Annotated in this window: 24 protein-coding genes; 15 read left to right on the forward strand and 9 right to left on the reverse strand. The window is 66.0% G+C overall.

Going from position 1 to position 24,507, the window contains the following annotated elements; genetic code table 11:
• Positions 1–95: 95 nt before the first annotated feature.
• Both N5C88_RS22950 and N5C88_RS22955 read left to right on the forward strand, forming a co-directional pair.
• The gene (locus N5C88_RS22950; protein ID WP_280016314.1) at positions 96–788 is read left to right on the forward strand and encodes a HEAT repeat domain-containing protein; all 693 of its coding nucleotides are present in this window, start codon (positions 96–98) and stop codon (positions 786–788) included.
• Positions 789–869: 81 nt separating this feature from the next.
• A complete protein-coding gene (locus N5C88_RS22955; protein WP_280016315.1) occupies positions 870–1,892 on the forward strand; it encodes a HEAT repeat domain-containing protein in 1,023 nt (340 codons plus the stop codon).
• Here N5C88_RS22955 and N5C88_RS22960 read toward each other — a convergent pair.
• Complete coding sequence (locus N5C88_RS22960; RefSeq protein WP_280016316.1) at positions 1,881–2,855, reverse strand: Abi family protein; 975 nt, start codon at positions 2,853–2,855, stop codon at positions 1,881–1,883. The genes N5C88_RS22955 and N5C88_RS22960 overlap by 12 nt on opposite strands.
• Before the next feature lie 338 nt (positions 2,856–3,193).
• Between N5C88_RS22960 and N5C88_RS22965 the strand changes: the two genes are divergently transcribed.
• The gene (locus tag N5C88_RS22965; protein WP_059378228.1) at positions 3,194–3,451 is read left to right on the forward strand and encodes a helix-turn-helix domain-containing protein; all 258 of its coding nucleotides are present in this window, start codon (positions 3,194–3,196) and stop codon (positions 3,449–3,451) included.
• 179 nt (positions 3,452–3,630) lie between these two features.
• Complete coding sequence (gene rimO / locus N5C88_RS22970) at positions 3,631–4,968, forward strand: 30S ribosomal protein S12 methylthiotransferase RimO (RefSeq protein ID WP_280016328.1); 1,338 nt, start codon at positions 3,631–3,633, stop codon at positions 4,966–4,968.
• Between the two features lie 37 nt (positions 4,969–5,005).
• Here rimO and N5C88_RS22975 read toward each other — a convergent pair whose 3' ends face one another.
• Positions 5,006–5,323, reverse strand: a complete 318-nt coding sequence (locus tag N5C88_RS22975) for a multidrug efflux SMR transporter (protein WP_059378230.1) — start codon at positions 5,321–5,323, stop codon at positions 5,006–5,008.
• 81 nt (positions 5,324–5,404) lie between these two features.
• Here N5C88_RS22975 and N5C88_RS22980 point away from each other — a divergent pair, with 81 nt between their 5' ends.
• Positions 5,405–5,800 carry a helix-turn-helix domain-containing protein gene (locus N5C88_RS22980; RefSeq protein WP_059378232.1) on the forward strand — a complete coding sequence of 132 codons (396 nt, stop codon included), beginning with the start codon at positions 5,405–5,407 and terminating at the stop codon, positions 5,798–5,800.
• On the opposite strand, the gene N5C88_RS22985 is transcribed toward N5C88_RS22980, so the two are convergent.
• The gene (locus N5C88_RS22985; RefSeq protein ID WP_059378234.1) at positions 5,797–6,357 is read right to left on the reverse strand and encodes a ferritin-like domain-containing protein; all 561 of its coding nucleotides are present in this window, start codon (positions 6,355–6,357) and stop codon (positions 5,797–5,799) included. The two genes, N5C88_RS22980 and N5C88_RS22985, sit on opposite strands and share 4 nt — an antisense overlap.
• Positions 6,358–6,578: 221 nt before the next feature.
• Between N5C88_RS22985 and N5C88_RS22990 the strand changes: the two genes are divergently transcribed.
• The 4 genes from N5C88_RS22990 to N5C88_RS23005 are packed head-to-tail and all read left to right on the forward strand — an operon-like array spanning position 6,579 to position 9,091.
• Positions 6,579–7,166 (forward strand): TIGR00730 family Rossman fold protein, encoded by a 588-nt coding sequence (locus tag N5C88_RS22990; protein ID WP_059378237.1) that lies wholly within the window; start codon positions 6,579–6,581, stop codon positions 7,164–7,166.
• 37 nt (positions 7,167–7,203) lie between these two features.
• Positions 7,204–7,770, forward strand: a complete 567-nt coding sequence (locus tag N5C88_RS22995) for a hypothetical protein (RefSeq protein WP_118933583.1) — start codon at positions 7,204–7,206, stop codon at positions 7,768–7,770.
• Positions 7,771–7,819: 49 nt separating this feature from the next.
• Complete coding sequence (locus tag N5C88_RS23000) at positions 7,820–8,446, forward strand: HAD hydrolase-like protein (RefSeq protein ID WP_059378241.1); 627 nt, start codon at positions 7,820–7,822, stop codon at positions 8,444–8,446.
• An 18-nt stretch (positions 8,447–8,464) separates the two neighbouring features.
• Positions 8,465–9,091 carry a pyridoxamine 5'-phosphate oxidase family protein gene (locus tag N5C88_RS23005; protein WP_280016317.1) on the forward strand — a complete coding sequence of 209 codons (627 nt, stop codon included), beginning with the start codon at positions 8,465–8,467 and terminating at the stop codon, positions 9,089–9,091.
• A gap of 34 nt (positions 9,092–9,125) precedes the next feature.
• Here the strand turns inward: N5C88_RS23005 and fmt are convergent, their stop codons facing one another.
• Together fmt and def are read right to left on the reverse strand one after the other, a co-directional pair.
• Entirely contained in the window at positions 9,126–10,067 is a 942-nt protein-coding gene (fmt, locus tag N5C88_RS23010) for a methionyl-tRNA formyltransferase (protein WP_059378248.1), read from the reverse strand.
• Positions 10,068–10,237: 170 nt separating this feature from the next.
• Positions 10,238–10,750: a peptide deformylase gene (def, locus tag N5C88_RS23015; protein WP_059378250.1), complete on the reverse strand. Its 513-nt coding sequence runs from the start codon at positions 10,748–10,750 to the stop codon at positions 10,238–10,240.
• A gap of 217 nt (positions 10,751–10,967) precedes the next feature.
• On the opposite strand from def, the gene dprA reads away from it, so the two are divergent.
• The 3 genes from dprA (at position 10,968) to N5C88_RS23030 (ending at position 13,583) form a co-directional block, all read left to right on the forward strand.
• On the forward strand, positions 10,968–12,080 hold the full coding sequence (dprA, locus tag N5C88_RS23020; RefSeq protein ID WP_280016318.1) for a DNA-processing protein DprA: 1,113 nt from the start codon (positions 10,968–10,970) through the stop codon (positions 12,078–12,080).
• Between the two features lie 112 nt (positions 12,081–12,192).
• Complete coding sequence (locus N5C88_RS23025) at positions 12,193–13,101, forward strand: hydroxymethylglutaryl-CoA lyase (protein WP_059378254.1); 909 nt, start codon at positions 12,193–12,195, stop codon at positions 13,099–13,101.
• 8 nt (positions 13,102–13,109) lie between these two features.
• Positions 13,110–13,583 carry a hypothetical protein gene (locus tag N5C88_RS23030; protein ID WP_059378355.1) on the forward strand — a complete coding sequence of 158 codons (474 nt, stop codon included), beginning with the start codon at positions 13,110–13,112 and terminating at the stop codon, positions 13,581–13,583.
• Between the two features lie 58 nt (positions 13,584–13,641).
• On the opposite strand, the gene N5C88_RS23035 is transcribed toward N5C88_RS23030, so the two are convergent.
• Both N5C88_RS23035 and N5C88_RS23040 read right to left on the reverse strand, forming a co-directional pair.
• Positions 13,642–14,658: an amino acid ABC transporter substrate-binding protein gene (locus N5C88_RS23035; protein WP_059378256.1), complete on the reverse strand. Its 1,017-nt coding sequence runs from the start codon at positions 14,656–14,658 to the stop codon at positions 13,642–13,644.
• A 200-nt stretch (positions 14,659–14,858) separates the two neighbouring features.
• Entirely contained in the window at positions 14,859–16,100 is a 1,242-nt protein-coding gene (locus N5C88_RS23040; RefSeq protein WP_280016319.1) for a PLP-dependent aminotransferase family protein, read from the reverse strand.
• 199 nt (positions 16,101–16,299) lie between these two features.
• Here N5C88_RS23040 and N5C88_RS23045 point away from each other — a divergent pair, with 199 nt between their 5' ends.
• A complete protein-coding gene (locus N5C88_RS23045) occupies positions 16,300–17,019 on the forward strand; it encodes a YggS family pyridoxal phosphate-dependent enzyme (protein ID WP_059378261.1) in 720 nt (239 codons plus the stop codon).
• Positions 17,020–17,148: 129 nt separating this feature from the next.
• On the forward strand, positions 17,149–18,117 hold the full coding sequence (locus N5C88_RS23050) for a tripartite tricarboxylate transporter substrate binding protein (protein ID WP_280016320.1): 969 nt from the start codon (positions 17,149–17,151) through the stop codon (positions 18,115–18,117).
• Positions 18,118–18,208: 91 nt separating this feature from the next.
• Here the strand turns inward: N5C88_RS23050 and N5C88_RS23055 are convergent, their stop codons facing one another.
• A complete protein-coding gene (locus tag N5C88_RS23055; protein WP_059378266.1) occupies positions 18,209–22,168 on the reverse strand; it encodes an FAD/FMN-binding oxidoreductase in 3,960 nt (1,319 codons plus the stop codon).
• Positions 22,169–22,301: 133 nt separating this feature from the next.
• Positions 22,302–22,838 carry a YqaA family protein gene (locus tag N5C88_RS23060; RefSeq protein ID WP_059378268.1) on the reverse strand — a complete coding sequence of 179 codons (537 nt, stop codon included), beginning with the start codon at positions 22,836–22,838 and terminating at the stop codon, positions 22,302–22,304.
• A 73-nt stretch (positions 22,839–22,911) separates the two neighbouring features.
• Between N5C88_RS23060 and ilvA the strand changes: the two genes are divergently transcribed.
• A complete protein-coding gene (gene ilvA / locus N5C88_RS23065; protein WP_054457791.1) occupies positions 22,912–24,420 on the forward strand; it encodes a threonine ammonia-lyase, biosynthetic in 1,509 nt (502 codons plus the stop codon).
• The last annotated feature ends 87 nt before the right edge of the window (positions 24,421–24,507 follow it).

Genomic DNA, 24,507 nt, shown 5'->3' on the forward strand with positions numbered 1-24,507 from the left:
AGGACCTCGATTTCAAATCACTTGCGGATCCGTTTGCCGCCTCCTTGACCTTCTCACAGTGTGAAGGTGTCCACTGCCGGGCAAGGAGGCACCCCATGGCCCATCACCCCCCCGGCAGTTCCCATGCCGCCTTGAAGACGGCGCTCGACAACCCGGACGCATCGGTCCGCCTGGCGGCCGCGCTGCGCGCCGGGACGCTCCCCGATCCTGTCAGCGTCCCGCTATTGGTGGCGTGCTGCGGCACGGACGCGGATTTTTTCGTGCGCGATATGCTCACCTGGGCGCTGACGCGGCACCCGCAGGCCGACACCCTGCCCTTGCTGTTGGCAGAACTGAACTCGCCCCGGGCCCAAGCGCGCAGCCAGGCGCTGCACACGCTGTCGAAGATCGGCGATCCTGGCACTTGGTCCGCCATCACGCGCGCGCACTTACATGACGCGGATCCGGAGGTCGCGCGAACCGCATGGCGCACCGCCGCCGGGCTGGCGCCGGTCTCGCAACGCGACGGTCTGGCGCGGGAGCTGGTGCTAGAACTCGGGCGCGGCGATACGGATCTCAAACGCAGTCTCAGCCGCGCCTTGGCGATGCTCGGAGACGCCGCAATCGCCTTCCTCCAAGCCGCCGCCGCAAAGCACAAGCGCCCGTCGGTGCGCGTCCACGCACGCGCCACCCTCAGGCTGATCGCGGATCCGGAAGGCCCCTTCGTGCTGGACCCCGCGGACGCCCGGACTATGGCGCCGTCATTGCCGCGCGCCACCGATTCCGCGCGCCCTTCCGGGCAGCGATAATTGTCTGAGCAACGGCCGCAAAACCGTCCCCCAGGCGCGGATACGCAGGTTGGGGCGCAGACCACACAGGAGAGAGCATTCATGCGCATCAGCGAACTGGCCAGGCGTTCGGGGATCAGCGCGCGCATGTTGCGGCACTACGACTCGCTCGGACTCCTCAAACCTTCAGGCCGCACCATGGCGGGCTATCGCGAGTATTCGGAAGCCGATGTCTGGCGTCTTTTCCAGGTGGAGAGCCTGCGCACGCTGGGCCTGGCGCTTTCGGAGGTTGGCCAAGCGCTAAACCGCCAAGGCCCCCTGCCCGATGCCCTCATCGACGAACTCATCACGCGCAGCCAACAGCGTCTGACCGCGGAGCAGGAGCTGCTGGCGCGGCTGAGCGCGGTGCGCGCGGCGGCCCCTGCCGATTGGCCGAAGGTGCTGGACATCGTCCAATTGCTGAACCAGCTGGACTCGGCGGATGCGCCGCTGCGACAGCGCGCAGCGCTGGATGCGGCGATCTGCGGCGCGCCGCTGAGCGAACGGGTGGCCCAGGCTTTGCTGCAGGAGCCCGACCAGAACGTTGCGGGCGCCCTGCGCTGGGCCCTGGCCAGAACCGAAGGCGACGGCATTGGCGTGCTTGCGGCCGCCCTACGCCTGCCCGATGCCGAGGTGCGCGAACGCGCGGTAGTGGCGCTTGCCTATGTGGGCAGCGACGAGGCGTTCAACCTGTTGCGAACGGCGCTGGCGGACTCCAGTGCCGATATCCGGTACCGGGCCGCCCGGACGCTTGGCGCACAGGGCGTGCATGATGCCATCCCCCTGCTGATCGAACAGATCTTGGTCGGCGATCACGATGTCGAAGCAGCCGACGCCCTGGCCGGACTCGCGGAGGATCCCGCAGTCGCCCTGCAAATCGTGTCGCGGTTTGAAGCTGCAACGGCCGACGACGACACCCCGGTCCAGGCCCGTGTCCGCATCTCGCAGGCGCTAGCTGAGATTCCAGGCGCGATGGCGACAGCGCTGCTTGCGCGGCTGGCGGCGGATCCGGCGCCGGAAGTTGCGCGCGGCGCTGCATATGTCATTGATGTACGTAGCAGCATGACCGACGGATCACTGCGCTAGTCGCGGGATGGAAGACTGGGACGCCCAACCGGGCTGCTCCCGCCAATTGGGCGGGAAACCCAACCCCAGCTCGACTGGAATGTCGGGAAAGCGCTCCATCAGCGATTGCAGATCGCCCTCCCAGCTCCGGCCATACCCCAGACGCGCTCCGATGTAGCTAATGACGGATGCCGTCACAAAGAAGGTGCGACGCCTATTGAAGCTGAGTCCGCGCTTCCGATAGTCACCCGGCGTCACACTGGTCTGTGCACCCAATAGACGGCCATGATGCGCGACCGTGTTGCGCAGCACTGCAAAAGCATAGAGCCATGTGTCAAAAACAGCGCAGGCCTCTACGCCGAACCTTCGACTGATCTCCTTGCGATACTCACCGTTCGCCAGGCCCTTGTATGCGTGCGTCCAGGATCCGAAGGACAGGCATTCACTCACGACCCAGCTTGGCGGAAACTCGGGAGAATCGTACGTTGCGCGATAGTGCGCGATGAATGGCTTTTTACGAACGCGGTCGATTTCGTCCCGGACTTTCTCGAGAAAAGTCTGATGCCGCCAACCCTGCGGCCAAGTGAAAAGATCCTCTTTCATGAACCAATGCGGCCCCTCCCGCCGGCTGAGCACATTCGACATCACGGTGCGCACTGCCAACTCTATTCGTTCGAGTGCGTCACTGGTAATTCTGCGTAGCTCGCGATCAAACTCGTAGCGCCTGATCACCTGGTCGAAATGGACGTGGCCGCGAAACCTCCTGGTTTCCGCGTCCTGCCATTGATACCAATAGCCTTTCAACCGGTAGCCGCCGATTTGCCGCAAATAGGGCAACGCCGTCTTCGCATCGATAACCATGCCCTGGCCCCGCAACTTGACGATCAACGCCTCCGGCTCAAGATGTGGTTTGTCGAACGCCTTCCTGGGACCGCGGTCTGTTCGCGTCGGCGCGGAATACGCGGCCTGCGCTTCATTCGTCATTGTTGTTGCACAGACCATGGACGTGAAAAACCCGCCTTTTGCACGGCCTCTGAGCGAGGCACGTTATCCGTGGATAACACGTGTGGCGGGTTGCGTTGGAAGAATTATGCATGGGTGCAAAGAAATCGGTCAAGGATCGATGCGACCCTGTCCCAAGTATCAAGGACCTGGCCTGCGAGCCGCAATCTCCCCTATGAAATATCGGACACAGTCTCGGCCCCGCTGCACATGGCCTACGGCAATGCCGTATAATCAAAAATTCGCCTTCGCCCCCATCATGGTGCGACGGCATGACCCCCTGGGACGCCGCACAGGCGCCACCCGACTTTTGAAGAGCCATGAAGAATGCTGCCCCGACGGCGCGCAGCGCACCGTGGCAGGCGTCGCATATCAGCGAAGCACGCAACCGCGTGGGCCTGCCGCAAACGGATTTCGCTGAGCTGCTGGGCGTGAGCGTGCGCACGCTGCAAGATTGGGAGCAAGGACGACGCACCCCCTCGGGTGCGGCAAAGACCCTGCTACAGGTAGCAATGCTGCACCCCGAGACCCTGCGAGAGCTGCCCCCGTGGCCCGCCAACGAACACGCTGAATCTTGAGGCCAGCCGCCCCGGCCTCGCCCGACATGAAAAACACATCCGCCGCGCGACACGCTTGCCGCGCGTTTTTTTGGTGAACGACATTGGAAATCCTCGAAACCTCCCGGCCTGGCAAGGGCCCCGGCAAGGCCAACAGCGCTGACGCGAACGCGTCCGCCACCTCCGCCCTGGCCGACACTATCGCCGCGGCCAACGCCGACGGCCGAACCCCGCGCGTGGGCTTCGTATCCCTGGGCTGTCCCAAAGCCCTGGTCGACTCCGAACGCATCCTGACCCAGCTGCGGACCGAAGGGTACGTCGTCACGCCCGAGTACAACGATGCCGACGTGGTCGTGGTCAATACCTGCGGCTTCATCGATAGCGCCAAGGCGGAATCGCTGGAGGCCATCGGCGAAGCCCTGGCCGAGAACGGCAAGGTCATCGTGACCGGCTGCATGGGCGTCGAGGAATCGGTGATCCGCGACGTGCACCCCAGCGTGCTGGCCGTGACCGGCCCGCAGCAATACGAAGAGGTGGTGCGCGCGGTGCACCAGGCCGCGCCGCCGAAGAAGGACCACAACCCCTATCTGGACCTGGTGCCGCCGCAAGGCATCAAGCTCACGCCGCGCCACTACGCCTATCTGAAGATCTCGGAAGGCTGTAATCACCGCTGCAGCTTCTGCATCATCCCGTCGATGCGCGGCGACCTGGTCAGCCGGCCGGTGGGTGACGTGCTGAGCGAAGCCGAGCGCCTGGTCAAGGCGGGCGTGAAGGAATTGCTGGTGATCTCGCAAGACACCAGCGCCTATGGCGTGGACATGAAGTACCGCAGCGGTTTCTGGAACGGCCGTCCGGTAAAGACCCGCATGACCGAACTCTGTATGGCCTTGTCCGAGATGGGCGTGTGGACGCGCCTGCACTACGTGTATCCGTACCCGCACGTGGACGAAGTCATTCCGCTGATGGCCGAGGGCAAGATCCTGCCCTACCTGGACATTCCGTTCCAGCACGCCAGCCCGCGCATCCTGAAGGCCATGAAGCGCCCGGCCTTCGAGGACAAGACCCTGGCCCGCATCAAGCGCTGGCGCGAAATCTGCCCGGATCTGACGATACGCTCGACCTTCATTGTCGGCTTCCCCGGGGAAACCGAGGAAGACTTCCAGTACCTGCTGGACTGGATGCAGGAAGCGCAGCTGGACCGCGTGGGCTGTTTCCAGTATTCGCCGGTGGAAGGCGCACCCGCGAACGTGCTGGACAATCCGGTGCCGGACGAGGTCAAGCAGGAACGTTGGGAACGCTTCATGGAGCTGCAGCAATCGATCTCCAGCGCTCGCCTGGCCAGGAAGGTGGGCCGCGAGATCGACGTGCTGATCGACGAAGTGGACGAAGACGGCGCCGTGGGTCGCAGCAGCGCCGACGCGCCGGAGATCGACGGCTGCGTCTACGTCAGCTCGGACAAGCCCCTGAAGGCGGGCGACCTGGTGCGCGTGCGCGTCACCGATTCCGACGAATACGACCTCTGGGCCGACGCGATCTGAGCCCGGTCCCGCGCGCGGCGCCCGCCGCGTGCTGGGCTCAAGCTTCCAGCAGCTTGAGCCCAGCCACCCCGCCCACGATCATCGCAATGCACAGCAGGCGGGCGGCGGACGGCGAATCCCCGAAGAGCATGATCCCCAGCACGGTGATGCCCACGGACCCGATGCCGGTCCAGATGGCATAGGCAGTGCCTGCGGGCAGCTGCTTCATGGCCAAGGTCAGCAAGAACACGCTGCCCAGCGCGGCCGCGATACCGATCACGCTGGGCCACAAACGCGTCCAGCCGTCGGCATACTTCAAGGCCAGGGCCATCACGATTTCCACCGCGCTCGCGGCGACCAGAATCAACCAGGCCATTGCGGCCTCCTGCCAGGACTAGGGAACGGCTAGCTTAGAGACTATAGTTACCGTACGACAAGTACGCACCTTTTGGTAACTATGAAAAAGCCATCCGCCTCCACGCCCGCGGGCGACGTGTTCGACGCCGCCTGTCCGTCGCGCCGCGCCCTGGAACTGATCGCCGGCAAATGGGTGCCGCTGATCCTGCCTGCGCTGGAGCATGGCCCCATGCGCAACAACGAGCTGCTGCGCAGGCTGGACGGGATTTCGCAAAAGGTCATGACGCAGACGCTCAAGGAACTGGAGCGCCACGGCCTGGTGCTGCGCGAGGACCTGGGCACCGTGCCGCCTCACGTGAACTACCGGCTGAGCGAACTGGGCCAGTCCCTGAACGTGGCCCTGATCGCGCTGGACCGGTGGGCCGAGACCCATCATGCGGCGCTGGACGCGGCCGCGCGCCGCCACGATGCCCGGGCGGCGCGCCGCGCCCGCTAGCGCTTGGCCAGGAAGTCCGACATGTCGTCGGCGTGCTCTTCCTCCACCGCCAGGATTTCCTCCAGCAGGCGGCGCGTGGTGGTGTCCTGTTCGCCGATGTACTCGATCATCTGGCGGTAGCTGTCGATGGCGATGCGCTCGGCGATCAGGTTCTCCTTGATCATGTCCTCCAGCGAGGTGCCTTCGACGTACTCAGAATGGCTGCGCTCCAACAGACCCTTGGGCGACAGGTCGGGCTCGCCGCCCAGCTGCACGATGCGTTCCGAGAGCCGGTCGGCATGGTCCTGTTCCTGCGTGGCGTGCTCGGCGAATTCCGCGGCCACGGGCTCGGCGTTCAGTCCGCGGGCCATGAAGTAATGGCGCTTGTAGCGCAGCACACAGACGATCTCGGTAGCCAACGCTTCATTCAGCAGCTTCAACACGGTCTGGCGGTCGGCGCGATAAGTGTCGGTCACGGCGCCGGACTCGATGTCCTTGCGCGCCTTGGCGCGTATGGCCTTCACGTCCATGTCGAACGGGCGGCTCGCCTGCGCGTGGGTACGGGTTGCTTGTTCCATATCGTGGCTCCTCTTGGTTAAGTGAAAGCACTGCGACACTGGGCTTCCAGTCTCTCCGTACAACCCAGTCTACCGATCGTGGCCGAACATGCTGTGTCCAAACATTGCCTGCGCCCCCCAAAATTGCCCGGCGAAACCGGTTTTCGAACCTTGCGTAAACTATGGGCTTCCCGAAAACCCGTGACGCAATCTGTAACGGGATAGGCATCACCCGAAGATCTATGACTCTGAAGAACATTTGCGTGTATTGCGGCTCGAACCCGGGCGCCCGGCCGGATTACATCGAGCAGGCCCGCGTGCTGGCCCGCGAACTGGTGCGGCGCGATCTGGGACTGGTGTACGGCGGCTCGGTCGTGGGCATCATGGGCGTGGTGGCCAATGAGGTGTTGGCCGCCGGCGGCCGCGTGATCGGCGTGATCCCGGAACTGCTGATGAAGAAGGAACAGGCGCACCGCGGCCTGACCGAACTGCACCTGGTGCAGAGCATGCACGAGCGCAAGGCCATGATGATGGAAAAGGCCGACGGCTTCATCGCGCTGCCAGGCGGCGCGGGCACGCTGGAAGAGTTCTTCGAAGTCTGGACCTGGGCCCAGCTGAACATGCACCAGAAGCCCTGCGGCCTGTTGAACATTGCCGGCTACTACGACGCGCTGGTCCAGTTCGTGGACCATGCGGTCGAGGAAGAATTCATCCGCCCCCAGCATCGCGACATGCTGGTGGTGGAAGAGGACCCTGCTTTGCTGCTGGACCGCTACGCCATGTACGAACCGCCCAATGTCTCGAAGTGGTTCGAACAGATCAAGGCCTGAGGCCATCCATTCACCAGACCACAACGGAAGCCCCGCAATGCCCACCCATGCGTTGACTCCCGCCAGTACCGAATCCGTCCTGCGCGACTACTTTCACGCCAAGGACGAGAACCGCCCGCACTACATGGCGCGCGCGTTCGCGCCGGACGCCGTGCTGAAGATGGCCTTGCGCACGCAGGCCATCGCGTTTCCGCCCGAGTCGCACGGCCTGGCCGCCATCACCGATACGCTGGTGCGCAAGTTCGGCCAGACCTACGACAACGTCTACACGTTCTACCTGGCGCGGCCCGAGGCCGGCGCGCGCCTGCCCGACTACCAGTGCGACTGGATCGTGGGCATGACGGAAAAGGCCACGGGCAACGTCCGCGTGGGCTGTGGCCGCTATGACTGGGAATTCCAGCCCGAGCCCTATCGCGCCAGCAACCTCGTCATCACCATCGAAACCATGGTGACGCTGCCCGCGCACGATACCGAAGCGGTGTTCGGATGGCTGCTGGGCCTGGACTATCCCTGGGCCAGCGCCGCCCGCGTCGTGGCCGGCGCGCCGCCGCTCGAAGGCCTGGCTCCCGTCGTGCACTATCTGCTGCATCCGAACGGCGCCTAGGGTCGGTACACGGCCATTTCAGCATCAACAGGCTCTAGAGATCCGCGACTTGAAATACGACATCGCTGCTTTTGATTTTGATGGAACCCTGGCGGACACCATGCCATGGTTCAACTCCATCCTGAATACGGTGGCCGACAAATATGGCTTCCGCAAGATCGACGCCTCCGAACGCGACCAGCTGCGCCATCGCGATGCCGCCGAGATCCTCAAGTTTCTCGGCATCCCGCTGTGGAAGCTGCCCGCCATCATGGCCCATGTGCGCACGCTGATGCAGGAAATCGACCCCAGCGTGCACCTGTTCGACGGCATTCCCGACGCGCTGGCGCGCCTGAAGGCGGGCGGGCTGCGGCTGGCGGTGGTCAGCTCGAACTCCATCGAGAACGTGCAGCGCGTGCTGGGCGCGGAAACCGCCGCCCTGTTCGACAACTACGAATGCGGCACCGACCTGTTCGGCAAGTCCGCCAAGATCGACCGCCTGCTCAAGCAGCACGGCACCGCCCCCGAGCGCTTTCTGCTGGTGGGCGACGAAATGCGCGACATCGACGCCGCCCGCAAGGCGGGTGTGCGCGTGGGCTCCGTCGCCTGGGGCTATAACCATGTCGAGGCGCTGCGCGAACGCGGCCCCGACGAGCTGTTCTTGACTGTTGCCGACCTGCCAGCCGCGCTGGCCTGAACCTGGGACCTCACTGCCATGCATATCGACCCCGCCCACCTGGTTGCTGACGCGGACGCCCTGCAAGCGCTGTACGGCTCGCCTGGCGAAGCCTCGATCAAAAAGGAAGTGGACCATGTGCATCCGCACTACCGCGCCTTCATCGAAGCCGCGCCGTTCGCGATGCTGGCGACCGCGGGTCCCGATGGCCTGGACGCCTCGCCGCGCGGCGACCCCGCTGGCTTTGTAGTGGTGGAGGACGAAAAGACGCTGCTGCTGCCGGACCGCCGCGGCAACAATCGCATCGACAGCTTGCGCAACATCCTGGCCGACCCGCGGGTCGCGTTGCTGTTCCTCGTGCCTGGCGTGGGCGAAACCCTGCGCGTCAACGGCGCGGCGCGCATCAGCGTGGACCCCGCCCTGCTCGCCCGCTTCGAGATGGACGGCAAGCTGCCGCGCTCGGTGCTCGTCGTCGACGTGCACACCGTGTATTTCCAGTGTTCGCGCGCCCTGCTGCGCTCCAAGCTGTGGGATCCCGCTACCCAGGTGCCGCGCAGCGCCTTGCCCAGCGCCGGCCGCATCCTGTCGGACCTGACGGCAGGCACCTTCGACGGCGTCACCTACGACCGCGATCTACCCGCCCGCGTGGCCAGCACCTTGTATTGAAAGCGAGTTCAGGGGCGGCTCGGCCCCGGTGTTGTCAGGCCGGCTGCCAGCCGCGCGCGAACACGTCCACGGGCTGGCGCTTGCCGCCCGCCTTCTGCAATTCCAGCAGGCGCAGCACGCCGTTGCCGGTGGCGATGTCGATGCCTGAGACATCGGCCCGCAGCACGCTGCCGGGCGCAGCCGTCGTGGCCTGATCCAGCGCCTGCGCACGCCACACCTTCACCGGGTCTGCCAGGCCGGGCAGGCGGATGCTGGCGCCCGGCACGGGATTGAAGGCGCGCACGCGGCGCGCCAGCAGTTCCGCCGGCTGCGTGCAATCCAGCGCGCCCTCGGCCTTGTCGAGCTTGGCGGCGTAGGTCACGCCGGCCTCGGGCTGCTTGCGCGGCGTCAGTCCACCTTGAGCCAGCGCATCCAGCGCCGCGACGATCGCCTCGCCGCCCGCCAGCGCCAACGCATCGTGCAGTTCGGCCGCCGTGGTGTCGCCGCCAATGGGCACGACGCGTTCAAGCAGCATGTCACCCGTATCCAGGCCCTGATCCATTTGCATGATGGTCACGCCAGTCTGCGCGTCGCCGGCCTCGATGGCGCGCTGGATGGGCGCGGCGCCGCGCCAGCGCGGCAGCAGGCTGGCATGGATGTTCAGGCAGCCCAGGCGCGGCAGGTCCAGCACCCATTGCGGCAGGATCAGGCCATAGGCGGCCACCACCATCACATCGGGGGCCACACGCTCAAGCAGCGCCCGGGCCTCGCCGGCCTCTTCGGGATAGCGGCCGTCCAGGCGCAGGCTGCGCGGCTGGGCGACCTCGATGCCGGCGTCCAGCGCCGCCTGCTTGACGGGGCTGGGCGTCAGCTTCAGCCCGCGCCCGGCCGGGCGGTCGGGCTGGGTCATGACCAGCGGGATCTCATGGCCTGCGGCGCGCAGGGCGTCAAAAGCGATACGGGCGAATTCCGGCGTGCCGGCAAAGACTAGGCGCATGGGACGTAAAAAGAAGAATGGAACGGACGTTCAAAGAATCGCGTTGCCCGCAGCCAGGAGGCCTGGCCGATCCGGGGCGCCGCGGATCCGGCTTTGCCGGTCCGCCTGCGCCGCCCCCTGGAGAGGGGCCCGCCTAGGGGGCCCGCGCGGCGGGTAGGGGGTGGGCCCCTCTACGCTCGCAACGCTTCGCGCTCGGCCTTTTTCAGCCTGGTCTTGATGCGGTTCTGCTTCAGGCTGGACAGATATTCCACGAACACCTTGCCTTCCAGATGATCGAGCTCGTGCTGCACGCACACGGCCAGCAGACCGTCGGCCTCGAACTCGAAGGGCTTGCCATCCACGTCCAGCGCCTTGCAGCGGATGCGGGAGGCGCGCTCGACGTCGTCATAGACGCCGGGCACAGACAGGCACCCCTCTTCGTAGATCTTGTAGTCGTCGCTGCGCCACGTGATCTCGGGATTGATCAGGACCAGCAGCTGGTTGCTTTCCTCGGACACATCGATCACGACGACGCGCTCATGCACGTCGACCTGGGTCGCGGCCAAGCCTACGCCCGGCGCGTCGTACATGGTTTCGGCCATGTCGCGCACCAGTTGGCGGATACGGTCGTCGACCTCGGCGACCGGCTTGGCCTTTTTGTGCAGGCGCGGGTCCGGGTAGCGAAGAATAGGAAGTAAAGCCATTGCGGGGGAAATGCCAGTAGTCAGGTTTACATAAGAGTTTAATTCATTAGACTCTTGATTTCTAATAGTTTTCGGCTAATCCCGGGATTGGCAGGATTGCCATGTGCCCGGGAGTTTCCTGGCCGCGCCACGCCGCAAATCAATCCGCCCCGGCCCGCGGCCCAACGCCCCGCATGCGACACTCTCGCACCACCGACGCCCTTACGCGCCCCGCACGATGCCGCTTACGCAATCCCCTTCCGAACTGGCCGCCTGGCTGCGCCTGTCCCTGGAACCGAACATCGGCTCCGCCACCGCCTGCACCCTGCTCGGCGCGCTCGGCCTGCCGGAACAGATCTACGCCCAGCGCGCCGCGGCTCTGTCGCGTCATCTGCCCGAAGCGCTGGCGCGGCAGCTGGCCGCCCCGATGCCGCCAGAGATGGCGGCGCAGGTCGAAAGCGCGCTGGAATGGGTGGCCGCGCCCGGCCGGCACATCCTGACGCTGGCCGATCCCACCTATCCGCAAAGCCTGCTGTCCATCGCCGACCCGCCCATCCTGCTCTATGTGGCGGGCGACCCCGCTTTCCTGCAGGGGCCGTCGCTGGCCGTGGTGGGCGCGCGCAACGCCACGCCCGGCGGCCAGGAAAACGCCCGCGCCTTTGCGCGGCATCTGGCCGGGCATGGCTGGCGCGTCGTCAGCGGGCTGGCGCTAGGTATCGACGGCGCCGCCCATGAAGGCGCGCTGGACGCCGGCCCCGATGGCGCCGGCACGGTGGCCGTCATGGGCACCGGCATAGACCGCATCTACCCCGCCAAGCATCGCGACCTGGCGCACCGCATCGCGGCGCACGGCGCGCTGGTATCGGAACTGCCGCTGGGCACGGGCGCGCTGCCGCAGCACTTCCCCAAGCGCAACCGCATCGTGGCCGGGTTGGCGCGCGGCGTGCTGGTGGTGGAAGCCGCCCGCCAGAGCGGATCGCTGATCACGGCCAGGCTTGCCGCAGAAGGCGGGCGCGAGGTCTTCGCCATTCCCGGATCCATCCATTCGCCGCTTTCGCGCGGCTGCCATGCGCTGATCCGCCAGGGCGCCAAGCTCGTGGAAACCGCCCGCGACATCACCGACGAATTGGGCGGCGACCCCACGCCGGCCGCGCGCGCCCAGCCCGCCGCCGCGGAGGCCTTGCCTGACCACCCGGTGCTGGACGCGCTGGGCTACGATCCGCTGCACCTGGATGCGATCCAGGCCCGCAGTGGAATGGACACCGCCGACCTGCAGACGCAGTTGGTCGAACTGGAGCTGCAAGGCCGCATCGTCCGGCTCGACGATGGCCGTTACCAGCGCATGAAATAGGGTTGTTCCCCCCGGACCTCCCTGCAAAACAGGGTCGGCGCTATGGCGCTAATATTGGGCAGATAGCGCCGCCCTGCCGCGCCGCTTACCCCATCCCGAGACAGGAACAAACATGGCTTTGCCCTCCCGCGTGAAGATCGTCGAGGTGTCGCCCCGCGATGGCCTGCAGAACGAAAAGGAATTCGTCCCCACCGACATCAAGGTGGAATTGGTCAACCGCTTATCCGCCGCCGGTTTCCCCAATGTGGAAGCCGCCTCGTTCGTGTCGCCCAAATGGGTGCCGCAAATGGCCGACGGCGCCGAAGTGATGGCCCGCATCGAGCGCCGTCCCGGCACCATCTATTCCGTGCTGACGCCCAACATGAAGGGCTTCGAGGGTGCGCTGGCCGCCGGCGCCGATGAAATCGTGATCTTCGGCGCGGCCAGCGAAGCCTTCTCGCAAAAGAACATCAACTGTTCCATCGCCGAATCGATCGCGCGCTTCGAACCCGTGGTGCAGGCCGCACGCGCCGCCGGTATCCGCGTGCGCGGCAGCATCAGCTGCGCGCTGGGCTGTCCCTACCAGGGCGAAGTGCCGGTGGAAGCGGTCGTGGATGTGGCGCAGCGCTATCTGGCGATGCAGGTCGACGAGATCGACGTGGCAGACACCATCGGCGTGGGCACGCCCAAGCGTGTGCGCGAAGTGATGAGCGCAGTGACGCGCGTGGCCGACCCGGCCCGCATCTCCGGCCACTTCCATGACACCTACGGGCAGGCCTTGGCCAACATCCTGGCGGCGCTGGAAACCGGTATCTCGATTTTCCACACTTCAGTGGCCGGCCTGGGCGGCTGCCCCTACGCCAAGGGCGCCACCGGCAACGTCGCCACCGAAGACGTGCTGTACATGCTGCGCGGCCTGGACATCGACACCGGCGTGGACTTCGACGCCGTGGTCGACATCGGCCAATGGATGTCGGCCCACCTGAACCGCAAGGGCGCAAGCCGCGCGGGCAACGCCATTGCCGCCAAACGGGCGGCATGACGGACCGCATGAACGCTTCGGCCAGCACGCCCTCCGCCGAGGAACACGCGGCGCTGCTGCGTACCATCGGTCCCCTGCCCTTGTCCGGCCAAGCCTGGCCCGACTGGGTCCGCATCCTGACCTGGGTCATCCTGGCGGTGCTGGGCGTGCAGGTGGTCACCACCGCCATCCGCGCGCCCTCGCAGCCCTTCGACACCTTGCTGGCCGTCGTGGTGGGGCTGTGCTTTCTGGGGCTGCTGTTCGTTTCCTGGCACATGCAGACGTCCATCACCACCATCGACGAACGCGGCCTGCGCCAGACCTGGTTCACGCGCCGCGAAGTCGCCTGGGAAGACGTGCGCTACGCGCGCTTCGTGCCGATGCTGTTTTCCAAGCGGCTGGTGGTGTTCACGCACCGCGGCCGGCCGATGATCTTCCAGGGCGGCACGCGGGAACTGCGGGCGGCGTTCGTGAAGATCGCGGAGTTGTACCGGCGCGGATAAAGCCATTGGGCTCCGCGCACGAGGCAATCGATTGCCCAACGCGCGAAACCCGTCGTCGTCACCGTATCGGCAACGCGTACATCAAGCCGCCCTGCGTCCACTGCGCATTCAGCCCGCGCTTGATCTTCAGGGGGCTGCCCTGGCCCACGTTGCGCTCGAAGCTCTCGCCGTAGTTGCCCACCTGCTTGACGATGTTGTAGGCCCATTTCTCGTCCAGCCCCAGGTTGGCGCCGCTGCCGGGCGTGACGCCCAGGATGCGCTTGATGTTGGGGTTGGCGCTCTTGGCCTGCTCGTCCACGTTCGCGGACGACACGCCGTACTCCTCGGCTTCGATCATGGCCGACAGCGACCAGCGCACGATGTTCAGCCAGGCATCATCGCCCTGGCGCACGAAGGGCCCCAGCGGTTCCTTGGAGATGATCTCGGGCAGCACCACGTAGTCGTCGGGGTTCTGCAGCTTGGAAATGCGGATCGAGGCCAGGCCCGAGGCATCGGTGCTGAAGACGTCGCAGCGGCCGGCGGCGAACGCGTTGACCACTTCGTTGAAGGTCTCGATCACGACCGGCTTGTAGCTCACGTTGTTGGCGCGCGCCCAGTCGGCCAGCGTGTTTTCGTTGGACGTGCCGGTCTGCAGGCAAATGGTGGCGCCGTTGATTTCCTTGGCGCTCTTCACGCCCAAGGACTTCGGCACCAGGAAGCCCTGGCCGTCATAGAAGTTGATGCCGGCGTGGATGATGCCCAGTGCGGTGTCGCGCTGCTGCGTCACGGTGGTATTGCGCGTCAGCACGTCCACCTCGCCAGATTGCAGGGCGGTGAAGCGCTGCTGCGAATTCAACGGCACCACCTTGATCTTGTTGGCGTCGCCGAAGACCGCCGCGGCAATTGCGCGGCACAGGTCCACGTCCAGGCCTTGCCACTTGCCTTGCGCGTCGGGCGCGGAGAAGCCCGCGAAGCCCGTGGTCGTGCCGCAAGCCACGGCGCCGCGCTGGCGCACCACGTCCAGCGTGGCCGCTTGCGCGCCCTGTGCCGCTGCCGCCAGCAACGCCGCGCCGATCAACCCTTTTGCAATGTTCATGACCTCGTTTCCTGTTCTGCTTTGCGGGCGCGGGAACGCGCCGAGGCAAGAAGCTTATAGACATGAAGCGCCCAAACCAAATAACGAGCGCTTATTTAGGTATGCGCACCCCGCACGCAAGCGCCGGGGCGGACAGTCTGAAGAGCTTAGCAACAGGCCAGCCAGAGGCGCATGCGCGCCGTCAAGCCGGCATCAGAGCATCAGGCGGCCAGCGAGATCGACACCGGTTGGTTGGCCTCGCACGCGTCCAGCGCGCGGCCCAGCCGCACCATACCCTGGGCGATCTGGCTTTCATTCATGGTGGCGAAGGACATGCGCATGGCGTGCAGGTCGGCCTGCGCCGCGTCCGCGTAGAACGCCTTGCCCGGCACGTAGACGACCTCGTGCTCGATGGCGTAGGGCAACAGCCGCGTGGCGTCGATATCACCGGTCAGCCGGGCCCAGAAGAACATGCCGCCCTCGGGCTTGCTGAAGGTGACGCGGCCGTTGAGTTCGCGGGCCAGGGATTCCGCCATCGCGTCGCAGCGCTGGCCGTAGGCCGCGCGGATGCGCGGCACGTGCTCGCCGTAGCGGCCGTTGGCCAGGTACTGGGCCACGACTTCCTGGATCCAGGCGGACGAGGCCATATCGTCGGCCGCCTTGGCGCTGACGCAGCGGCGGCGGACTTCCGGCGGCGCCACCAGCCAACCGATGCGCAGCGCCGGCGCCATGGTCTTGGACATGCTGGCCAGGTACACGGCCCAATGGCGCGCTTCGCCCTCGGCCAGCGCGGCGATGGGCGGCACCGCCTCGCCGGCAAAGCGCAGTTCGCTGTAAGGATCGTCCTCGACGATCAGGAAGCGGTGCTTGACCGCCAGTTCCAGCAGCCGCAGGCGGCGCTCGCGCGTCAGGGTCGCGCCGCAAGGGTTGGAGAAGGAGGCGACCACGCAGACCATCTTGGGCTTGATGCGGCCGGCCAGTTCGTCCAGCGCGTCCACGTCGATGCCTTCGGGACCCGACTGCACCGTATGCACCGTTGCGCCGGTGTAGCGCAGCGCCTGTACGGAATTGGGAAACGCGGGCGATTCGATGATGGCGTGGTCGCCGGGCTGCAGCATGACGCGGGTCAGCAGCGCCAGTGCCTGTTGCGAGCCGCCGGTCACGACCAGCTCGGTATCGGCGTTGCAATGGAGGCCGCGTTCGGCCGACAGGCGCGCCAATTCGTGGCGCAGGCTGGCCTGGCCGTCGATGTTGGAATACTGCAGGCAGGCGCCCAGGCGGGCCAGGACCTGGGTCGAGGCGATCGACAGGCCTTCCACGTCGAACAGTTCCTGCGCGGGATAGCCGCCCGCCAGCGAAATGGTGCCCGGCCGCATGGCATACGGCATGAGCGATCGGATGGGGGAAGCGGGAGGATTCAGGAAAGGCGTGGCGAAAGCGTATTCAGGCGCTGCGGTGGACATGGCGGGAGACTGTGTAGGTTGGATACCGTGTCGCCCGCTGGGGCGGCGCCGGATGGCATAGAACATTGAAATATAAACAAATATCTTCAAATTCTAAGCCTGCCAATCAGACAGGGTCAACGACGCCGGCGGGCGTTGTGGCGAAACGATCCGGCGCAGTCCTACACTATGGGACATCCCGTTCCTACCAGAGAGCTGAATGACCGCCGTAGACACCATGGCCGGGCGCCTTGCCCAGATCCAGCAACGCATCGCCGACGCCTGCACGCGCGCCGGCCGTAGCCCGGACAGCGTGACGCTGCTGCCCGTCAGCAAGACCTTCGGCGTGGACGCCATCCGCGAGGGCATGGCGCTGGGGCTGACCCGCTACGGCGAAAACAAGACGCAGGAAATCCGCCAGAAAGCCGCGGCCCTGGACGGCCTGGGCCTGCAATGGGTGCTGATCGGCCACCTGCAGACCAACAAGGCCCGCGACGCCGCGCGCGACGCGGCCGAAGTCCAGTCGCTGGACCGGGTGGAGCTGGCCGAAGCCCTGCACCGCCGCCTGGCCAACGAAGGCCGGACCCTGGACGTGCTGGTGCAGGTCAAGACTTCGTCCGAGCCCACCAAGTACGGCATGGATCCCGCCGACGTGGCCGCCTTCCTGCGCCGCATCGCCGCTGACTTTCCGACGCTGCGCGTGCAAGGCCTGATGACGCTGGCCGTGAATTCGCCGGATCCCGCCGAAGTGCGCGCCTGCTTCCGTACCCTGCGCGAATTGCGCGACCGCCTGCGCCAGGAAAACCTGCCCGGCGTATCGCTGGACCGGCTCTCGATGGGCATGAGCGGAGACTTCGAGCTGGCGATCGAGGAAGGCTCGACCGAGGTGCGTATCGGCTCGGCGATCTTCGGCGCCCGCAGCTACCCCGATCCGCAATAAGCCGCTGAAAACAGGGCACAAAACATCTGCCGATTGCCGGGGACGCAAGGCATAATAACGGCGCATAACAGGCCCCCCGCGCACCCTGCGGCGGCGGCCCATACTTAATTCCGCACTTGGAGACACCCCATGCATAAGCACGCGAAGCGCCTGTTGGCGCTGGCCGCCCTGTCCCTGGCCGCCGCCGCGGCCTCCGCCCAATCCTGGCCCACCCAGCCGGTCCGCTGGATCGTGCCCTACCCGGCCGGCGGCGGCACCGACGTCGTGGCGCGCACGGTGGCAAGCGGCCTGGAAAAACCGTTGGGCCAGACCATCGTGGTCGAGAACCGCCCCGGCGCCGCCACCATCATCGGCGCTACCGCCATCGCCCAGGCCGAGGCCAACGGCTACATGGTCGGCACGGCCGACTCGGGCACGCTGGCGTTCAACCCGTCGCTGTACGCCAAGCTGTCCTACGATCCGTCCAAGTTCACCTACATCGGCGGCATCGCCAAGTTCCCGCTGCTGCTGGCCGTGAATGTCAATTCGCCGTTCAAGACCGTGGACGACGTGATCCAGGCCGCCAAGAAAGAGCCGGGCAAGCTGTCGGCGGCATCCGCCGGCGCGGGCTCGCCGCATCACCTGGCGCTGGAACTCTTCAAGCAGCGCACCAACGCCAACGTGCTGCACGTGCCCTACAAGGGCGCGGCGCCCGCCGTCCAGGATCTGCTGGGCGGACAGGTGGACCTGATGTTCATCGATCTGGCCTCGGGCCTGCCCAACGTCAAGGCCGGCAAGCTGCGCGTGTTGGCCGCGGCCACTCCGGAACGCGTCGCCGCGCTGCCGGACGTGCCCACCATGGCCGAGCAAGGCGTGCCCAACTTCACCGCCTATGCCTGGCAAGGCCTGGTCGGCCCGGCCGGCCTGCCGGAGCCCGTCGTCAAGAAGCTGGCCGCCGACCTGGAAGCCACGCTGAAGTCGCCCGCCGTATCGCAGAAGATCCTGGACATGGGCGTCATCCCGATGCCAATGTCCTCGCAAGACTTCAAGGCCTACGCCGAACAAGAACGCAGCGCCTGGGCGGACGTGATCAAGAAGGCCGGCATCAAGCTGGAGTAATCCTCACAGCTCGCTGCCACAGTTGAAAAGAAAACCGCGACCAGCAATGGTCGCGGTTTTTTCTTGTGCGCTTCTTGCGTGGACTGCCGGCCTAAACCAGCACCCGCTCGATGCCGCCCGCATTGGCGCGGCGCACGTACTCTTCCATCCAGCCTTCGCCCAGGATGTGACGCGCCATCTCGACCACGATGTAGTCCGCGTCCATGCCGGTGTCGCCTTCATAGCGCGACAGGCCCTGCAGGCACGACGGGCAGGAGGTCAGCACCTTCACGTCGCCGGTGAAGCCGTCGCTGCGCAAGGCGGCATCGCCCTTGAGCAGCTCTTCCTGCTTGCGGAAGCGCACCTGCGTGGAGATGTCGGGGCGGCTGACGGCCAGCGTGCCCGATTCGCCGCAGCAGCGGTCGCTCTTGACGGCGTCGTCGCCGACCAGGGCGCGCACGGTCTTCATGGGTTCCTGCAGCTTCATGGGCGTGTGGCAGGGGTCGTGGTACATGTAGCGCACGCCCTTGGCCCCTTCCAGCTTGATGCCCTTTTCCAGCAGGTATTCGTGGATGTCGATCAGGCGGCAGCCCGGGAAGATCTTGTCGAACTCGTAGCCCGCCAACTGGTCGTAGCAGGTGCCGCAGCTGACCACCACCGTCTTGATATCCAGGTAGTTCAGCGTGTTGGCGACGCGATGGAACAGCACCCGGTTGTCGGTGATGATCTGCTCGGCCTTGTCCGTCATGCCGTTGCCGCGCTGGGGATAGCCGCAACACAGGTAGCCCGGCGGCAGCACGGTCTGCACGCCCGCGTGCCACAGCATGGCTTGCGTGGCCAGGCCCACCTGGGAGAACAGGCGCTCCGAGCCGCAGCCCGGGAAATAGAACACCGCTTCCGTGTCGGCCGTGGTGGCCTTGGGATCGCGGATGATCGGCACGTAGTTCGCGTCTTCGATGTCCAGCAGCTTGCGCGCCGCCTGCTTGGGCAGCCCGCCAGGCATCTTCTTGTTCACGAAATGCACCACCTGCTCGCGCAGCGGCGGCTTGCCCACCGTCGCCGGAGGCGCGGCGGTCTGCTTCTTCACCAGGCCCGACAGCAGGTCGTGCGCGGCGCGCTGGACCTTGTAGCCCACGCCCACCATTGCCTTGCGGGTGGCGTTGATGGTGGCCGGATCCTTGGCGTTCAGGAAGAACATGGCGCTGGCCGTGCCCGGATTGAACGACTTGCGGCCCATGCGGCGCAGCACGGCGCGCATGTTCATGGACACGTCGCCGAAATCGATGTCGACCGGACAGGGGTTGTAGCACTTGTGGCAGACCGTGCAATGGTCGGCCACGTCCTCGAACTCTTCCCAGTGCTTGAGGCTGACGCCGCGGCGGGTCTGCTCTTCGTACAGGAAGGCTTCCACCAGCAGCGAGGTGGCCAGGATCTTGTTGCGCGGCGAATACAGCAGGTTGGCGCGCGGCACGTGGGTCGCGCACACCGGTTTGCACTTGCCGCAGCGCAGGCAGTCCTTGATGGATTCGGAGATGGCGCCGATGTCGCTTTGCTGCATGATCAGCGACTCATGACCCATCAGGTTGAAGCTGGGCGTCCAGGCGTGGCGCAGGTCCGCGCCCGGCATCAGCTTGCCGGCATTGAAGTGGCCGTTGGGATCGACGCGGCGCTTGTAGTCCTGGAACGGCGCCAGTTCGGCCTCGGTCAGGAATTCATACTTGGTCAGGCCGATGCCGTGCTCGCCGGAAATCACGCCGTCCAGGTCGCGGGCGATCTGCATGATGCGTTCGACGGCCTGGTGGGCCTCCTGCAGCATGCCGTAGTCGTCCGAGTTGACCGGGATGTTGGTATGCACGTTGCCGTCGCCGGCGTGCATGTGCAGCGCCACGAAGACGCGGCTCTTCAACACGCGGCCATGGATGGCGATCATCTCGTCGACGATCTTCTTGTAGGCCGCGCCCGAAAAAGTGCGCTGCAGGCCCGCCAGCACTTCCGTCTTCCAGGACAGGCGGATGGTGCGATCCTGCACCACGTCGAAGACGCGCGCGCCGGGCTGCGCCGCGAGGCGGTCCGACAGCACGGGCTGCAGCTCGCCCAGGCCCAGGCCATGCAGCTCGGGCAGCGCCTGCAGAAGCGGCAGGTCGAGGTTGTCCAGCAACCACTGCCAGCGCTGCCTGACGGCGGCCAGCAGTTCCAGCGCCTGTCGCGTGCGCTCGGCCAGCATTTCGGCGCGGGTGGTCTCGACGTCGGTGTCGTCGATCTTGCCGACCGGCAACGGCGTGCACAGATAGGCGTCCAGCTCGCCCAGCAGCTTGAGCTTGTTGCTGGTCGAGAGTTCGATGTTGATGCGCTCGATGTGATCCGTGTACTCGCCCATGCGGGGCAGCGGGATCACCACGTCTTCGTTGATCTTGAAGGCGTTGGTGTGGCGAGCGATGGCGGCGGTGCGCGAACGGTCCAGCCAGAACTTCTTGCGCGCCTCGGGGCTGACGGCCACGAAGCCTTCGCCATGGCGCGTGTTGGCCAGGCGCACGACTTCGCTGGAAGCCGCGGCCACGGCGTCTTCGTCGTCGCCGACGATGTCGCCGATCAGGACCATCTTGGGCAGCACGCCGCGCTTGCTCTTGGTGGCGTAGCCCACCGCGCGCAGATAGCGTTCGTCCAGATGCTCGAGACCGGCCAGGATGGCGCCGCGGGCGCGGCCTTCGCCGTCCAGGTAGCCCTTGACCTCGACGATCGACGGGATCGCGTCGCGCGCCTGGCCGAAGAACTCCATACAGACGGTGCGCGTGTAGCGCGGCATGCGGTGCAGCACCCAGCGCGCCGATGTGATCAGGCCGTCGCAGCCTTCCTTCTGGATGCCGGGCAGGCCGGCCAGGAACTTGTCGGTAACGTCCTTGCCCAGGCCTTCCTTGCGGAACACGCGGCCCTGGATTTCCAGGGTTTCGGTCTTCAGCAGGCGTTCGCCCGGCTTGCCGCGGCCGTCGAACCACTTGAGCTCGAAGCGCGCCACGTCCACGTCATGGATCTTGCCCATGTTGTGGTCCAGGCGGCTGACTTCCAGCCAGTTGCCGTTCGGGTCAACCATGCGCCACCAGGCCAGGTTGTCCAGCGCGGTGCCCCACAGCACGGCCTTCTTGCCGCCCGCGTTCATGGCGATGTTGCCGCCGACACAGGAGGCCTCGGCCGAGGTCGGGTCGACGGCGAACACGAAGCCGGCCGCCTCGGCAGCCTCGGAAACGCGCTTGGTCACGACGCCGGCGCCGGCATGGATGACCGCCACGGGCTCGGTCAGCCCGGGCAGCAGACAGGACTCGACCTTGCCGAGCTTGTCGAATTTCTCGGTGTTGATCACCGCCGACTTCCAGGTCAGCGGAATGGCGCCGCCGGTATAGCCGGTGCCGCCGCCTCGCGGGATGATGGTCAGCCCGAGTTCAATACAGGCGGTGACCAGGGCGGCGATCTCGTCTTCCGTGTCCGGCGTCAGCACCACGAAGGGGTATTCCACGCGCCAGTCGGTGGCGTCGGTCACGTGCGAGACGCGCGACAGGCCGTCGAACTTGATGTTGTCGCGCGCGGTGATGCGGCCCAGCACCTTCTGCGCCTGCTTGCGCATCATGGCGGTCTGATCGAACTCGCCCTCGAACGCGGCGATGGCGGAGCGCGCCCGCGCCAGCAGTCCGACGACCTTCTCGTCGCGGTGCGGATCGTGGCCGGCCTCGGCGGGCACGTCCGGTTCGCGGCGGCGGTCGATTTCGCCCAGGCGGTGATGCAGGGCTTCGATGAGCTGCTTGCGGCGCTTGGGATTGTCGAGCAGGTCGTCCTGCAGATAGGGGTTGCGGCGCACCACCCAGATGTCGCCCAGGACCTCGTACAGCATGCGCGCGGAACGGCCGGTGCGGCGTTCGCCGCGCAGGTCGCTCAGCAGGCTCCAGGCGTCGTCGCCCAGCAAGCGGCCGACGATCTCGCGGTCGGAAAACGACGTGTAGTTGTACGGGATTTCGCGCAAGCGCGCGGGTGCTGCGGGCGGCATCGCCCCGTTCAAGATGTGGCTAGCGAGTGGGGCGTTCATGGCTGCAAGAAGGGGGCCCTTAAAAAATTATTTTATGCCATAGGCCGAGTCTGGCCCCTAATACCCCTAGGGAAGCGCTCGAAACTCGGAAATGATAGGGATGGTGTGTCCCCAATTAAGCGCAATCCTGGCGCTAGATCTGCCCGGGAAAAAACCACAGCAGTCCGGCCGTCATGACCAGATAGCGCAGGAATTTGCCGATGGCCATGTAGAGCACGCAGGGCCAGAACGACAGCCGCAGCCACCCCGCCACGGCGCATAGCGGATCGCCCACGGCGGGCAGCCAGGACAGCAGCAGCGCCGGCGGTCCCATGCGATGGATCCAGTCGTGGGCACGCTCGTTCCAGCGTCCGCGCATGCGTCCGCCTTCGGTCGCATCGGGATGCGGATGGGGGTGGTGTTCCTTCCAGCGCTGCACGGCGCGCTCGGCGCCCAGGCCCATGGCGTAGCTGATGGCGCCGCCCACCGTATTGCCCAGGGTCGCCACCAGGATGGCCGGCCAGAACATGTCCGGCGCCAGCTTGATGTAGCCGAATACAGCGGGTTCCGAACCCAAGGGCAGCAGGGTCGCGGACACCAGCGAAACCGTGAAGATGGCGGACAGGCCGACCGAGGGCAGCGACAGCACCCCCAGCATCCAATGCACAGCGGATAGCAGACTTTCTTCCATAGTGCGCCGAGTGTAGCCGCGCGCGGGTGCATAATCTGCCCCACCTCCCTACTTCTTGCCCCGCCTGCTGTCCATGTCCACTGATTATCTGAAACGCATCCTGACCTCCAAGGTTTACGACGTTGCGGTCGAATCGCCGCTGGAGACGGCACCGCTGCTGTCGCAGCGGATCTCGAACACGGTGCTGCTCAAGCGCGAAGATACCCAAGCGGTGTTCAGCTTCAAGCTGCGCGGGGCCTACAACAAGATGGCCAACCTGAGCCCGGCCGCGCGCAACCGCGGCGTCATCGCGGCCTCGGCAGGCAACCACGCCCAGGGCGTGGCGCTGGCGGCCAGCCGGCTGGGCTGCCGCGCCGTCATCGTCATGCCCACCACCAGCCCGCAGGTCAAGATCGACGCGGTGCGCCGCCTGGGCGGCGAAGTCGTGCTGGCGGGCGAGAGCTTTTCCGATGCCTACGCGCACGCGCAGATCCTGGAAAAGAAAGAGAAGCTGACCTTCGTCCACCCCTTCGACGATCCCGACGTGATCGCCGGCCAGGGCACCGTGGGCATGGAAATCCTGCGCCAGCACCCCGGCCCGATCGACGCCATCTTCGTGGCCATCGGCGGCGGCGGGCTGATCGCGGGCGTGGCCGCCTACATCAAGCAGCTGCGCCCGGAGATCAAGATCATCGGCGTGCAGACGGAAGACTCGGACGCCATGCTGCGCAGCGTGCGTGCGGGCCGCCGGGTGCAGTTGAACGACGTGGGGCTGTTCTCCGACGGCACGGCGGTCAAGATGGTCGGCGCGGAGACCTTCAAGCTCACGCGCCAGTATGTGGACGATTTCGTGGTGGTCAACACCGATGCGATCTGCGCAGCCATCAAGGACGTGTTCCAGGACACCCGCAGCGTGCTGGAGCCGGCCGGCGCGATGGCCGTCGCCGGCGCCAAGCAATACGCGGCCGAACACAACCTGAAGGGAAAGACGCTGGTGGCGATCGCCTGCGGCGCCAACATGAATTTCGACCGCCTGCGCTTCGTGTCCGAACGCGCCGAAGTCGGCGAAATGCGCGAAGCCGTGTTCGCCGTCACCATGCCGGAGCAGCGCGGCAGCTTCCGCCGCTTCTGTGAATTGGTGGGCGAGCGCAGCGTGACCGAGTTCAACTACCGCATCTCCGACGCGGACCGCGCCCACGTCTTCGTCGGCATCCAGGTGTCCTCGGCATCCGAGCCCGACAAGATCGCCGCGAACTTCCGCCGCCACGGCTTTGACACGCTGGACCTGACCCACGACGAAATGGCCAAGACCCACCTGCGCCACATGGTGGGCGGGCGCTCGGCGCTGGCGCGCAACGAACTGCTGTACCGCTTTGAATTCCCGGAACGTCCGGGCGCGCTGATGCGCTTTTTGAACGCCATGAATCCGGACTGGAACATCAGCCTGTTCCATTACCGCAACCAGGGCGCGGATTATGGCCGCATCCTGATCGGCATCCAGGTGCCGCCCGCCGACAAGAAGCAGTTCCGCAGCTTCGTCGCCGAACTGGGCTATCCCCACTGGAACGAGACCGACAATCCGGCCTACAAGCTATTCCTGTAGGGCCGCGACCTTCACACCGGCGCACAAAAACGAGAGGGCCTCCATACGGAGGCCCTTCCCTTCCCTGCTCTAGAAACGTCCGGCGGC

Source organism: Achromobacter sp. GD03932 (assembly GCF_029839485.1).
In the GTDB taxonomy this organism is placed as follows: Bacteria; Pseudomonadota; Gammaproteobacteria; order Burkholderiales; family Burkholderiaceae_B; genus Achromobacter; species Achromobacter bronchisepticus_A.